The organism is Arthrobacter sp. CDRTa11, assembly GCF_026427775.1.
GTDB lineage: Bacteria > Actinomycetota > Actinomycetes > Actinomycetales > Micrococcaceae > Arthrobacter.
This window is the reverse complement of record NZ_CP044532.1, coordinates 809,824-822,056: the sequence shown is the minus strand read 5'-3', so window position 1 is coordinate 822,056 and position 12,233 is coordinate 809,824. Positions and strand designations below refer to the sequence as shown.

Annotated in this window: 11 protein-coding genes; 2 read left to right on the top strand and 9 right to left on the bottom strand. The window is 62.3% G+C overall.

Annotated features, from left to right (window positions below; genetic code table 11):
• Nucleotides 1-3: 3 nt before the first annotated feature.
• From F8G81_RS03870 to F8G81_RS03855, 4 genes are all read right to left on the bottom strand, one after another.
• Nucleotides 4-966: an ROK family protein gene (locus F8G81_RS03870; RefSeq protein WP_267277711.1), complete on the bottom strand. Its 963-nt coding sequence runs from the start codon at nt 964-966 to the stop codon at nt 4-6.
• A 34-nt stretch (nt 967-1,000) separates the two neighbouring features.
• Nucleotides 1,001-1,831 (bottom strand): carbohydrate ABC transporter permease, encoded by an 831-nt coding sequence (locus F8G81_RS03865; RefSeq protein ID WP_267277710.1) that lies wholly within the window; start codon nt 1,829-1,831, stop codon nt 1,001-1,003.
• Nucleotides 1,832-1,893: 62 nt separating this feature from the next.
• The gene (locus tag F8G81_RS03860; RefSeq protein ID WP_267277709.1) at nt 1,894-2,835 is read right to left on the bottom strand and encodes a carbohydrate ABC transporter permease; all 942 of its coding nucleotides are present in this window, start codon (nt 2,833-2,835) and stop codon (nt 1,894-1,896) included.
• Entirely contained in the window at nt 2,832-4,148 is a 1,317-nt protein-coding gene (locus tag F8G81_RS03855; protein WP_267277708.1) for an extracellular solute-binding protein, read from the bottom strand. The genes F8G81_RS03860 and F8G81_RS03855 overlap by 4 nt, the downstream gene beginning before the upstream one ends.
• A 1,011-nt stretch (nt 4,149-5,159) precedes the next feature.
• Here F8G81_RS03855 and F8G81_RS03850 point away from each other — a divergent pair.
• Entirely contained in the window at nt 5,160-6,407 is a 1,248-nt protein-coding gene (locus tag F8G81_RS03850) for an ROK family transcriptional regulator (RefSeq protein ID WP_267277707.1), read from the top strand.
• Here the strand turns inward: F8G81_RS03850 and F8G81_RS03845 are convergent.
• From F8G81_RS03845 to F8G81_RS03835, 3 genes are all read right to left on the bottom strand, one after another.
• Nucleotides 6,381-7,265, bottom strand: a complete 885-nt coding sequence (locus F8G81_RS03845; RefSeq protein ID WP_267277706.1) for a carbohydrate kinase family protein — start codon at nt 7,263-7,265, stop codon at nt 6,381-6,383. The two genes, F8G81_RS03850 and F8G81_RS03845, sit on opposite strands and share 27 nt — an antisense overlap.
• A gap of 80 nt (nt 7,266-7,345) precedes the next feature.
• Nucleotides 7,346-8,080, bottom strand: coding sequence for a queuosine precursor transporter (locus F8G81_RS03840; RefSeq protein ID WP_267277705.1), 735 nt, complete (start codon nt 8,078-8,080; stop codon nt 7,346-7,348).
• A 116-nt stretch (nt 8,081-8,196) separates the two neighbouring features.
• Nucleotides 8,197-8,844 (bottom strand): TetR/AcrR family transcriptional regulator, encoded by a 648-nt coding sequence (locus F8G81_RS03835; protein ID WP_267277704.1) that lies wholly within the window; start codon nt 8,842-8,844, stop codon nt 8,197-8,199.
• Nucleotides 8,845-8,942: 98 nt separating this feature from the next.
• Here F8G81_RS03835 and F8G81_RS03830 point away from each other — a divergent pair, with 98 nt between their 5' ends.
• Nucleotides 8,943-9,266, top strand: a complete 324-nt coding sequence (locus F8G81_RS03830; protein WP_267277703.1) for a hypothetical protein — start codon at nt 8,943-8,945, stop codon at nt 9,264-9,266.
• A gap of 9 nt (nt 9,267-9,275) precedes the next feature.
• Here F8G81_RS03830 and F8G81_RS03825 read toward each other — a convergent pair whose 3' ends face one another.
• Nucleotides 9,276-10,577 carry a serpin family protein gene (locus F8G81_RS03825; RefSeq protein ID WP_267277702.1) on the bottom strand — a complete coding sequence of 434 codons (1,302 nt, stop codon included), beginning with the start codon at nt 10,575-10,577 and terminating at the stop codon, nt 9,276-9,278.
• A gap of 232 nt (nt 10,578-10,809) precedes the next feature.
• Nucleotides 10,810-12,201, bottom strand: coding sequence for an MFS transporter (locus tag F8G81_RS03820; RefSeq protein ID WP_267277701.1), 1,392 nt, complete (start codon nt 12,199-12,201; stop codon nt 10,810-10,812).
• Between the last annotated feature and the right edge of the window lie 32 nt (nt 12,202-12,233).

Sequence of the window (12,233 nt, the reverse complement as noted above, 5' to 3'; positions counted from 1 at the left end):
TGCTCACGCTGCTCCTTCATGGTGGAATCTGAATTGAACTGACGGATTTGTCTGTGATGGTTCTGCGTTTTGTTCGGCGGGTTCCAGGGAAAGATCGGCAGCACCGATCGCCCCGGCCAGGGGGCCCAGAACGGCGGTCCTGAGTTGGGGACGGGAACGCGGCGGGGTCACTTCAGCACCCGCCAGTGCTTCTTGGGCGATCGCCAGGAAGCGGGGGTCACTTCCCAGTCCGCCGCCGAGGATCACCAGGGAAGGGTCCAACGCGGAGGAAAGCAGGAGGATGCCCCGCGTGAGGTCGCGGGCCACACCTTCAACGACCCGGCGGGCAGCGGGATGGGTTTCAGCGGCAGACAGGACGTCGTGGCCCGCCGAGGGCTTGTCCCAACCGGCGGCCACCGCAGCCCGGTGGAGAGCGCTGCCGCTGGCATAGCGTTCCCAGCAGCCCCGGGATCCGCAGGCACAACTGTCGCCGCCGGGAACAAGTGCCAGGTGGCCCACTTCGCCCGCTGCGCCGGTTGCCCCGCGCAGGAGGCGCCCATTGACAATGAATCCACCGCCCAGTCCCGTACCGACGGTGATCATCGCGAACGAGGCCGTGCGGGGATGTCCTCCAAACCGGTATTCGGCCCACGCGGCTGCATTCGCGTCGTTGTCGACCCGGACCGCGGCCCCTGCCGGCGCATAGCCCCTTATGCGCTCGGCAATATCCAGGTCACTCCATCCGATGTTCGGGGCAGATCTGATGACGCCTGTGGAAGGATTGACGTCCCCAGGAACAGCGATTCCAATTCCTAACAGGCCATGCTTCGCGGCGAAGCCGGTGACGATTGCAGCGATCTGCCCAAGGATGACGTCCCCGCCCTGCAAGGTTGGAGTCGTCTGGACATCCAGGACAGTTCCATCGTGGTCAAGGACTGCGCTGGCAATCTTTGTCCCGCCTATATCTATACCGAGAGAACATCTCATCGTTGGACCTCCTGAATAATGGCCGATGAAGTTATTAGGATTTGGACCCGGAGAGGGCGATACCGTCCACGATTTGGCGCTGGGCGACTCCGAACAGGATCAGCAGTGGTGCTGCAGCCAGGGTGGTGGCGGCCATGAGGGCGGTCCAGTCGGCGCCGTACTGTCCCTTGAACTGGTTTACGAGCAGCGGGAGCGTGAAGTTCGCGTCGCTGTTGAGGAAGATCAGCGGCCCGAAGAAGTTGTTCCACTGTCCAAGGAAGGTGAAGATTCCGAGTGCGGTGAGGGGTGTGCGCAGCAGCGGCAGGATCATGGTGGTGAAGATCCGGAAGCGGCTCGCACCGTCCAGTTCCGCGGCCTCCTCCAGCTCTTTCGGGATGCCTTTGACGTACTGGCGCATGAGGAACACGCCAAAAGCATTAAAGAGCGCGGCGGGGACGATGAGTGCGGCGTGGGTATCCACCCAGCCGAGCCCTCCCATGATGATGTACAGCGGGATGATGGTCAGCTGGGCAGGAACCATCATGGTTGCCAGGAACACCATGAACAAGGGTTTGCTTCCACGGAATTCGATTCTGGCGAAGGCGTAGGCGGCCATGGCAGAGGTGAGCAGGGAGATGGCGGTGACGGTTACTGCGATGTAGGTACTGTTCCAGAATCCGCGGAGGAAGTCGGCGCCTGTGAAGGCTTTTTCATATCCCTCCGTGGTCCATTCAAGGGGGAACAATGCCGGGGGGTGCGCGAAGATCTCGGTCAGCGGTTTGAACGAGGACAGCAGCATCCAGAGGAATGGCAGCGCCATCAGGACTGCGCAGACAGCCAGCGCGGTGTGCAGGATGGTCCGGCCGGCAAGACGCCGTGGGTTCACGCTCCGGGCCTTCACAGGCTGACTCAGATTGCGGCGGTTGTTTCGGGTAGCGGTTGAGGTGCTCATTCTGCGTAGTGGACCCATCTCTTCTGTGCCGCCAGCTGAAGGGCGGTCACACCCAACAGGGACAGCAGGAGCAGGAATGCCAAGGCCGAGGCCTGGCCGAAATTGAATTCGCGGAAGGCGATCTGGACGATTTCGTACACGATCGTGCGGGCAGCTTCAGGAGCATTGCTGTCCATGAAGACGTAGATGTAGTCGAAGATCTGGAAGGAGCCGATGATCGAGGTGATCGAGAGAAACAGGATCGTGGGGGAAAGCAGCGGAATAGTGACGTGAACCAGCTTTTGCCAGCCGGTGCAGCCGTCCAGCTCGGCAGCTTCCAGGTAGGAGGAGCCGATGCTTTGCAGTCCGGCCATGAACATCACCAGCTGGTAGCCCAGGCCCTGCCAGATGGAGACAATGGCGAAGGCCGGGATCACGAAGTTGGGGTCCTGCAGCCAGTCAGGGGCCTGGATGCCGATGCTGCGCAAGGCGCTGCTGACCGGGCTGATTTCAGGATTGAACAGCCACAGCCAGATCGCGGCGACCGCAACTGAAGAGGTCACCACTGGTGCCACGAAGCATAGCCGGTAGGCCGAAGTCATCTTCCCCGCCTTCTGCATCAGCAGGGCAAAGACGAAGCTTGAGATCATCAGGCCAGGCACCTGCAGCACGGTGAACCACACAGTATTCACAACTGAGCGTTGGATTCGCGGGTTGGACAGTACCTCGCTGAAGTTGGCGAATCCGGCGAACGTCGCCGCGCCGAAACCATCCCAATTGCTGAAAGCCAATACCAGTGCGAAGACCAACGGTCCGACCATGAAGGCTGCCAGCCCCACGAGTTGCGGCGACAGGAAGACCAGTGCGGCAATGGTGTCCTTGCGCCTGCGCCGGGACGGGCCGCGTCGAGGGGGCTCCGCGACCCGTTCTGGCGCTGGAGCGGCGGTCAGCGTGCTCACTTCCCCGACTCCACCAGCTCGGTGACTGCGGAACTGAACGATGCCGCAGTCGTTGCGGAATCCTTGAACAGTTTGTCGACCAGGAGGGGCAGTTCGGTAGCTGTTTTGGGATTGCCCACGAATGCGCGCGGGATGGCGTAGCCCTTGGCGACGACATCGTTGAACCACTGCCCGTGTGCAGGAATGCCGCCCTCAGTGGCGACCTCGTCCAGGCCCTTGATGGACGGCACTGCGTTGCCACCTCCGGAGAGCCGGAACTTCTGCCCGTCACGGCTGACATAGTTTCCAATTAGCTCAAGGGCCTTTTCCGGGTTCTTGGCCTTGGCATTGAGCGCTATGGCCGCAGTGGCGACCGGGGCCGGAAGAATGTCTTTGCCAGAGGGCGAGGGGATCGGGACGATGTCGAAACCGAACTTGACGTCCTTTAGCGTCGGGAGCGCCCAACGGCCGACATTGTTCAGGGCAAGTTGGCCGGCCAGGAAAAGGGCGTCTCCGCTTTGGCCCTTCGGCAGAGAGCCTGCATAGGTGATGTTGCCGGACTTGAACTGCTCAAGCAGCCATTCCAGTCCCTCCTGGGCCTTGGGGTCATCGGCAAGAACCAGCTTGCCGGATTCGTCGGTCAGCTGACCGCCGAACATGGTGGTGGCGGTGCACCAGTTGAACCACCAGTTGGACAGGATCAGGCCCTTCTTCCCGGAGGCGCGAACCTTGCCCAGCAAATCCTCCAGCGCGTCCGGCGTCCAGGTGCCGGCCTCGAAAAGCTGGGCGGGATCCTGTGAAACGCCTGCGGCGGAGAGAACGTCCTTGTTGTACCAAAACACCGAGGGATTGCAGTCAACCGGAATGCCGAAGATTCCGGCGCTGCCGTCGGCCGGCTTGCACCACTGGTAGAGATCCTCCGGGAAGTCCTCGAGCTTGGCAGGAGACTGGCCACGGCTGAGGTAGTCGGTGAGGTCTGAGATCTGCTTCGCGTCAATCATTTTGGCCATGTCGGCGTCACCCACGTAGAACGCATCGGGAGCGGAGCCGCCCGCGAGCTGTGAGAGCAGCTTGGCCTGGTAGTCACCGACGACGGCCTGGAAGTTGACTTTGGCGTCAATCTTCTTGCCGAGCTCGGCAGCGAACTGCTTGTAGCGTTCGTCCTCGCCCGGGTTGGCCCACGCCGCCCAGGAAACACTGCCTCCGGCGCTGGAGCCAGAACCGCCGCCGCAAGCCGCCACCGCTGGGGCGGCCGCCAGGCCGAGCACGCCCAACAGGCCGCTGCGCAGTATGGTCCGCCGGTCAATAGAACGTGAGAAAAGGGAGTTAGACATCGATGTCAAGCCTTTCAGTAAGCAAGCGTCCGGTCTTGGGAACGCACGGAAGCCAGTTAATATTGGAAGTAAATTTAGGAGGTGAAACAACTATGGAGGTGCCTTACGTCACACGTCAAGGCGCTGTGGCTTTATGACTTTGAGATGAAGCTGAGTAATAACAGGGCCCAAAAAAGCTGCTCGGCAATTGAATCCGAGGGCGGCCACAGGGGCCGGGAATCGCTTGGAGCCAGACATCTGTCCATCAGCGGCAGGACGCAAAGGCCCCTTATTGGCTCATCGAACGTGTGCTATATCCCGATAGTGTCGGGCTGCCGGTTCCCAGAGCCTGTTCCACGGGCCATCCTCCGATTCGGAGGAGTTGTCTTCCTCCGTTGCGCCGCACGCCTCTTCCTGGTGGAACGATCGGCGCTGGTCGACGGCAACCGCACAGTCCGCTTCTCGCACTTGCCCGTAAGGGACCTCGGAGGTGACCTCAACGGTGAAGCATGTGGGGGCGTGCCTGGTAACCAGGATCCCTCCTGCCCGATCCCTGGTGGCAAGGCTTATAGCCATGTCGATTGCTGCATTGAGGCGTAGGTCCCTCTCCAAGCTGGTCTCGGGTGAGACGTGGATGACCTGTTGCATGGGCATGTCCTTTTCTATGCATTTGAGCTTCAAGGTGCTGGCGGGGCTGGGGCGGCCGCCTGTTGGGTTGCTTCTGTTGGGCCGCCTCGCATGGCGGCCCAACCATAGGCACGAGACGGCGAACGAAGGGCTGGAGGGATTCTTCCCGCGGAACACAGAGCCGTTAAGGGCCCTCTTGGGGGGCCGGATAAAGAACAGTTTTGGATCTCGTAACCTCCACACTGGGCATCTACTAACTTGGATGCAGAGTGAGGGGTGCCGCACTGATGTGGGACGGCGTTAGTAAGGTCTCCGCCTGGGGGATAGTCGGCGAGTCCGTTTATTCGAGACTAAAATTTAGTTCTTCAAGTATTATGGGCTGTATCCGTCAGAGAGGTCAATACCATGTCTTCCGTGATCTCGGCACCGGAGCCCCAGCTGCTGCGCAGAGTGAGCGCCAGCACTGTCCTTGACTTCATGCGGGCTTCGGGTGCAGTAACAGTTACCGACATCATGAAGGCAACGGGACTGGCCCGCGCCACAGCCATATCGGTGTGCGAGGAACTTATTGAACGGGGCTGGATCAGGGAGCTGGAGAACCAGCGGGCCTTTGGCCAATACCAGAAAGGCCGCCCTGCCCGTAGGTTCGAACTCAATGAAAGCGCCGGTTTCGTTCTGGGCGTGGACGTGGGAATCGCAAAGGTCACTGCGGTGGTGTCAAATCTCCGAGGGGAAACTGTCGGCCGGTCCAGCCAGCCATTTCCCGGCGTTCAGATCACTGCCGAGGATCGCATTCCCGGCGCCCAGATCACTGCCGAGGAACGTATTGCCATCATCGATCAGTCGGCCATGGCGGCAATTCAAGATGCAGGCGCTTCTGCCGACATGGTGCTCGCCATGACCGTCGGCATAGCAGCACCCGTGGACCGAAACGGTGATGTTTTAGCCACCCAACACTTCTGGGAGCTGTTCGACCTGGACATCAAGACTGCTTTCAATAATCTCCATGGTTGGACGGTGCTGCTGGAAAACGACGCAAACCTTGCAGCCTTGGGCGAACGGTGGCGCGGCGCAGCCGCCGGAGTAGACGACGTCGTGGTGATCCTCTCCAGCGAACGCTTTGGTTCGGGAGTCATCGATGGCGGGAGGCTACTCCATGGCAGCCATGGAGGTGCCGGAGAACTGGCCTTCCTGAAGCAGATCGAAGGCGTGGGCGACACTTTCGGCATCGCCCTCATGGCCAGGACCTGGGCTGCCGAAGCCCTTGCCGGCAAAGCCAAGACATCCCTCCGAAGGCATCCCGCCGAGGAAATCGATGCGGAAGATGTATTCACCGCGGCCGCAGCCGGGGACGACCTGGCACAAAGGATTTTGGATCGCCTCGCCGACAGGATGGCCCGAGTTATCGGAGCCGTGGCCACCATCTTCAACCCCGAACTTGTGGTCATTGGCGGCGGCGTGGCAAAGTCCGCCGGGGTACTGCTGAAACCTATCGCGGAACGACTGGACGAATTTACCGCCACCCCGCCCCGCATCGCAGTTTCCCCCCTGGGCGAGTCAATCGTCGCTGTCGGAGCAATAAGGAGCGCTCTGGACTATGTAGAGAAAAACAGCCTCAACCTTCAGCTACGCACGCGGAGCCTGGCTGAATAAGGGATTCCCCAGCCCGGGGTGCAGATGCTTAGTCTCAATCGCGATCCGGGCCTGCGCCGCCGCTGCCTTGAGGGCATCCCCAACTGACGCGCCATGAAGGGCCGCAGCCAGGAAGCCAGCCATGAACGCATCGCCGGCACCGTTCGTGTCCACTACATCGGCGGGAACTGCGGCTATCTCATACCGGGTCCCGCCCCTTTCCAGCGCCATCGCACCTTCTGCCCCTCGTGTGCAGACAGCCAGGCGAGGACCCCGCTCGAGGCAGGAACGCATAAGCTCCCACGGATCGTCGGCCTGGTCGTCGTTCATGAACACGGCGTGGGCGGCATCCAGGAATGGCTCATGGAACGCGGAAGACCCGTCGTAGTCGTGAAGGTCCACCCACAGCGGGGTCTGCCGGACCTCTTCCCGTTCCAGCAGGAGCGCGCCAAGCTCGCTCAGGTCAATCACGGCGAGATCCGCCGAGGCCACCAGGGCCCCGGCTGCTTCGAGCTCATTCTCCGCGGGCGTGGAAGGCACCGAAACGTAAAGGGATACCCGGCTGCCGTCGTCGGTCATAAGATTGACGTGCCGCTCGGTGCGTTCAGACGCAATCGCGACGACGGCGACGCCGGAGGTGGTAAGTGCGCGGCGGACCCGCGCGCCGTCGTCGTCAGCCCCAATCGGTGAGCACAACTGCACGCCGATGCCCAGATCCGCAAGATGCAGGGCCTTGCCCGCCGAGGTGCCCCCAACCGTCTCCCAGGTGTCCCGCGCGAACTGCATGTGCGGGACAGGCTGCGGCAGATGGTCCAGGAGGATGAGATGGTTCCATGAGGCCGGGCCGCAGACAACAACGACCGCAGGGGAGCTGGACATGCTCTATTCAAGCACGGTCATGCCACCGCCGCTTCGCTACAGCGAGCCCGCAACGTTCCGCGGACTCATGGGCCGCTGGCCTACGCTGCCCCGTAGCTCGGCTCGTGCTTCTTGATCCAGCCGATCACCAGTGACGTCACCGGCACCAGGAGGAACTCCACCAGGGTCTTGTAGACGAAGCCCACCACCACGTAGTTCACGAACGTGCCGAAGTCCGTGATGCCGATGACAGACGCGGCGATGCTGCAGAAGATCAGCGTGTCCACAAACTCGCCGGCGCCTGAGGACCCCATGAGCCGCGCCCACAGGGACTTCTCCCCCGAACGGGCCTTCATCTTGACCAGGATCCACGAGTTGATGGTCTGGCCTGCCAGGAACGCCAGCAGCGAGGCCAGCACGATCTGCGGGACCGGACCCAAGGCACCTTCCAATGCCGCCTGCTTGGACGTTCCAAACTCGTCGTCGAAACCCGGCAACGCAATGATCACCCAGTAGCTGAGGGAGGCGAAGACGGACAGCGCAAACGTGCAAAGGATAGCCTTGCGCGCAACCCGGAACCCGTAAACCTCACTGATGACATCGCCCAGGATGTACGCCAGCGGAAACAGGAAAAAGCCGCCATCCGTGATGATCGGCCCGATGGCAACACCCTTGGAAGCGCCGATGTTGGACAGAATGAGAACCACGGCCATAAAGGCCAGCAGGATGCCGAAGTAGGGCGAGCCGATGGAGGCAAACCTGGGGGCGCTGACTGACGGACCGGAAAGGGGCAGGGCGTCTGGGCCTGGCGTGGAGGGGCCTGATGCGGAGGGCATGGGGTGTCCATTCGTAGTGGTTTGCTCGCCGCCCGGGAGTGTCACGGGCGCCGGCTGTATTAGCACTGTCACCACATTCTCCCACTGAACGGCCCCACGTCCGGGCCCTGCCGCGCCTAAGCCTGTGCGGCTGACGCGGCGCCCAGCGGCGACTCCCCACGTTGCGACTCCCCCAGCAGCCTTTCCGCCATAAGCGTTTCCGCCATAAGTGTTGCAGTGCGGACGATGAAGGCCCGACGGCGGTCCGCCCGGTCCGGCGCGTCGCCGGCAAGGAGCGCATCGAGCTGGGGAAGGACGGTCCAGCCGTCGCAGAGCGTTACCACTGTGATCACCAGATCGGCCGCGTCCGTCCGGTCGACGCCGGGCAGGACCTTTATGACCTGATCCACCTTGGTGGCGCAATGGTCTGCCCGCGTGGCCCGGTCCACCGTGTTGCGTCCACGTTCGAGCCCCTCCCAGAACAGCAGCCGCGGCAGGGCGCCGTCAGTGGTGTGGCGGTCGAAAAGCCGGCCTGCATAGTCGCCAAAGGCCTCGGCACCGTGCCCTTCAATGGGCACATCCGTCATCACGCGTACCAGTTCGGCCGCCAGCACAGCGTCAAAGAGCTCATCCTTCTTGCCGAAGTACTGGTAGATCCGCTCCTTGTTCACGCCCGCGGCAGCCGCGATCCGGTCAACCCGGGCACCGGCCAGGCCGTTCGCGCTGAATTCCTCGGTGGCAGCCGCCAGCAGCAGTGCTTTGGTGCGCTCTGTGTTCCAAGCCATAGGCCAAGTGTAGCCGTTCTCCAACTAACCAGTTGCACTTTCCAACGAGCACAGCTACTGTCGTTTTATCAATTGCAACTAAACAGTTGGGGATTACGTTGGAGAACACACTCAGCCCTGCGTCAGCCGGCACCGCGGCCCAATCAAGCACTCTTTCCTCGGCGCCGCCGGCTGTCCCGGGGGCTCCGTCAGTCCCGGGGGCTCCGTCGGTCCACGTCCGGGCAGTCATCACGTGGCTGGCCATCTTCCCGCTGGTCACCGTGGGCATGCTGGCGTCCGCGCCGTTAATGGAGGGGTGGCATCCCGTGCTTCGCGCCCTGGTCCTGACCCTTGCAGTGGTCCCGGTTGCCGTGTATCTGGTGGTACCCAGGTTCTTCGCGGCTTACGGCATCCTCGTGCGGCGCAGGCACTCCCGGCGCTGAGGAACTTGCCTAGCGCGGATCGGCCACCTTGCCCATAAAGAGCGGCATTCCGGTTTCAACGTGGACGATCTGGTACTGGAACGGCCGGTTGAATTCGAGGATGCGCGCAGGGTCTGGCATCTTTGCGCTCGAGGCCTCGGCATTGATTTGAGTCACCGCGGCGGCAATGGTCCCCTTCTCCGCCACGGTGATGTTGGCCGCCTGCGCGGCCTGCGTGATGGTCATGCCCCGCTGGATCTCATCGAAGTCCCGCGTCGTGTTCAGCATTGAGCTGAGCCCGAATTGCTCAAAGACGCGGCGCAGGTCAAAGGCGCTTTTGTGATTCCACTTTGGCAGCGAGAGCTGGACACTTTCGTCAGCGGCAGCCTCCAGGGAACCGGCAATGTCGGCGAGTTTGAGAGGGTCAAGAAGGTCTCCACTTTGGCCTGCGGCCTGGGCAGCGCCGCCGTCTGCAGGAAGCACCAACCGCATCACAAACCCCTCCCCGTACGGCAGGTCAACAGCCTGCCACCCGTCGCCTTCCGCGTAGGCCAGGTCCTGCAGGCTGTGCATCATCGGAACGTTCACCGTGCCGCCGGCTGCAGTGGTGAAAGGCTCCTCATACGTGGCATTGGGGCTGAACGGCGTCTCCCACGCGGACGCGAAATAGACGGCATTCAGCAGGCTGAAGGTGTTGTTGACGTCGTAATCCGCCGGCGCCTTCTTGATTCGGCCACCCGTGTTCTTGTCAACCCACGCGTCGATCGCCGGGCTGGTGACGGCCTTATCCCGGAAGTCCACCGGATAGACGCCGCTCCCGTAATGCTTTGCCAGTGTTTGCAGATACGGCTCCCCGGTGGGGACGCTCCCGTGGACGAACAGTCCGTTGGCCACATGCAATAAGGGTTCCGCCGGTGGATTGGCCTCATCCACTGACCCGGGGTCGCCGTCGAACTTTTCGAGCTCGGCCAGGAGGGCGTTCATGGCCTCATCCCGGTTAGCTTCCGGGAGACCCAACAGTGCATCCATTTCAGCGGCGGCGTCGCCCGACGCCCCCGCGCGCAGCATGGCCAAGGCGATCAGCAGGCTTCCGGGCGAGGCGATCACATTCCCGTTTGCGTCGTCGCCGCCGTCGGCCAGAAGGGCATTCCCGAGCTTGAGGGCGGAGGTCCTGAACGCTGACAGCTCACCGTCAAAAGCCGCACGTTCCACCGAAACGCGCTCAACGCCGTCGGCTTTCACCAGGCCCGGCGCCGGTGATGAACACGCCGTCAGGGCCACCACCGCACCCAATGCCAGTACGCGTGTAAGCAGTGGTGCCTTGATGACCATCTGATTGCCTCCCCGTTAGCAAGGGCGGGAGCCCGCCTGCTCCCAGTGAAGCAGCGACGGCGGCAACTAACGATGCCTGCGCGGTCACGGTTCGCCATCGTTTCGGTCTCGGCGGGATGCTGGCGACCACACACTGAGTTTCATCACGCAGAAAACCACGACGGCGGGTGGCCGGCTCCGGCACCGAAAGGAACCGCTGAGCCGGCCACCCGCCGTCGTGCTTCCGCTGTTGCTAGACCTTCAGGAGCGCTTCGTCCTTGTCGCCATCGGTGCTTGGCCGCTTCCAGGCATCACCCTGCTCACGGTCCAGGTGGGTGGCCTTCTTGTTTTTCAGGGCGAAGATATAGACCAGCAGCGAAACGCCGATCGCCACGGTGACGTAGGTGAAGAAAAGATCCACCTGGCCGGCCTTCTGCAGCGCCGAGCCGATCAGCGGGACTGTTCCGCCGAAGAGCGAGTTGGCGATCGCGTAGCCCAGTCCGACGCCGAGGGCACGGATGGAAGCGGGGAACAGTTCAGCCTTCACCAGCGCGTTGATCGAGGTGTAGCCGCCCACGACCAGCAGGCCGCCCATCATCAGCAGGAATGCAGTGAACGGGTCCTTCGTGTTGGACAGGGTGGACAACAGCGGCCAGGTGAAGAGGACGCCGGTGATGCCGAACCACAGAAGCAGCGGCTTGCGGCCCACCTTGTCCGAAATCAGGCCGTAGACAGGCTGGAGCAGCATAAAGATGAACAGCGCCCAGAAGTTGATCAGCGACGTGTCGGTTTTGGCGATGCCGGACGTATCGTTCATGAACTTGAGGATGAAGTTGGTGTACGTGTAGAACGCCACAGTGCCGCCGAGGGTCACTCCAATGCAGATCAGCAGTGGCTTCAAATGGCGGGTAAAGAGCAGCTTCATGGTTCCTGGCTGGGCTTCACCGGCCACATGGACATGCGCCGCCCGGATCTGGTCCGCGGAGACTGTTTCTTCCATGGAGCGCCGCAGCCACAGGACCACCAGCGCAGCCACGCCACCAATCGCGAAGGGAATCCGCCAACCCCACTCTGTCAGCGCCGCATTGCCCATGGTGTTCTGCAGGATCACGAGAACCAGCAGGGCCACCATCTGTCCGCCGATCAGCGTGACGTACTGGAAGCTGGAGAAAAAGCCGCGCCGCTTGGAGGTGGCCGCCTCGGACATGTAGGTGGCGCTGGTGCCATATTCGCCCCCTACAGAGAACCCCTGGACCAGGCGTACGAGGACCAAAAGGATCAGTGCCCACACGCCGATCTGCGCGGTGGTGGGCAGGATCGCGATGGCGAAGGAGCCGGCCGACATCATGGTCACGCTGAGCGTCAGGGCGGCCTTGCGGCCATTGCGGTCCGCATAGCGGCCAAAGAACCAGGCGCCGATCGGGCGCATCAGGAACGACGTCGAGAAGACGGCCATCGCTTCGAGGCCGGCCTGGAGCTCGTCCTTGGAGTTGAAGAAGTGGGACTGGAAGTAGGCTGCGAACACGGTGTAGACGTAGAGGTCATACCACTCCACGAGGTTGCCGGACGAGCCCTTAAGGATGTTGCTCACGGCCTTGCGGGTCTGCGCCGCCTCGTTCTGCGCTGTGGCTTGCTGGGTGTGCATCAGTGAACCCTCCTTGGCGGCACGGCCATGGG

What these genes read in the sequence shown, in the direction of transcription:
- F8G81_RS03840 (WP_267277705.1), bottom strand. Translation starts at nt 8,080, where the DNA reads ATGCCCTCCGCATCAGGCCCCTCCACGCCAGGCCCAGACGCCCTGCCC.
- F8G81_RS03820 (WP_267277701.1), bottom strand. Translation starts at nt 12,201, where the DNA reads ATGCACACCCAGCAAGCCACAGCGCAGAACGAGGCGGCGCAGACCCGC.
- F8G81_RS03825 (WP_267277702.1), bottom strand. Translation starts at nt 10,577, where the DNA reads ATGGTCATCAAGGCACCACTGCTTACACGCGTACTGGCATTGGGTGCG.
- F8G81_RS03870 (WP_267277711.1), bottom strand. Translation starts at nt 966, where the DNA reads ATGAGATGTTCTCTCGGTATAGATATAGGCGGGACAAAGATTGCCAGC.
- F8G81_RS03855 (WP_267277708.1), bottom strand. Translation starts at nt 4,148, where the DNA reads ATGTCTAACTCCCTTTTCTCACGTTCTATTGACCGGCGGACCATACTG.
- F8G81_RS03845 (WP_267277706.1), bottom strand. Translation starts at nt 7,265, where the DNA reads ATGTCCAGCTCCCCTGCGGTCGTTGTTGTCTGCGGCCCGGCCTCATGG.
- F8G81_RS03850 (WP_267277707.1), top strand. Translation starts at nt 5,160, where the DNA reads ATGTCTTCCGTGATCTCGGCACCGGAGCCCCAGCTGCTGCGCAGAGTG.
- F8G81_RS03835 (WP_267277704.1), bottom strand. Translation starts at nt 8,844, where the DNA reads ATGGCTTGGAACACAGAGCGCACCAAAGCACTGCTGCTGGCGGCTGCC.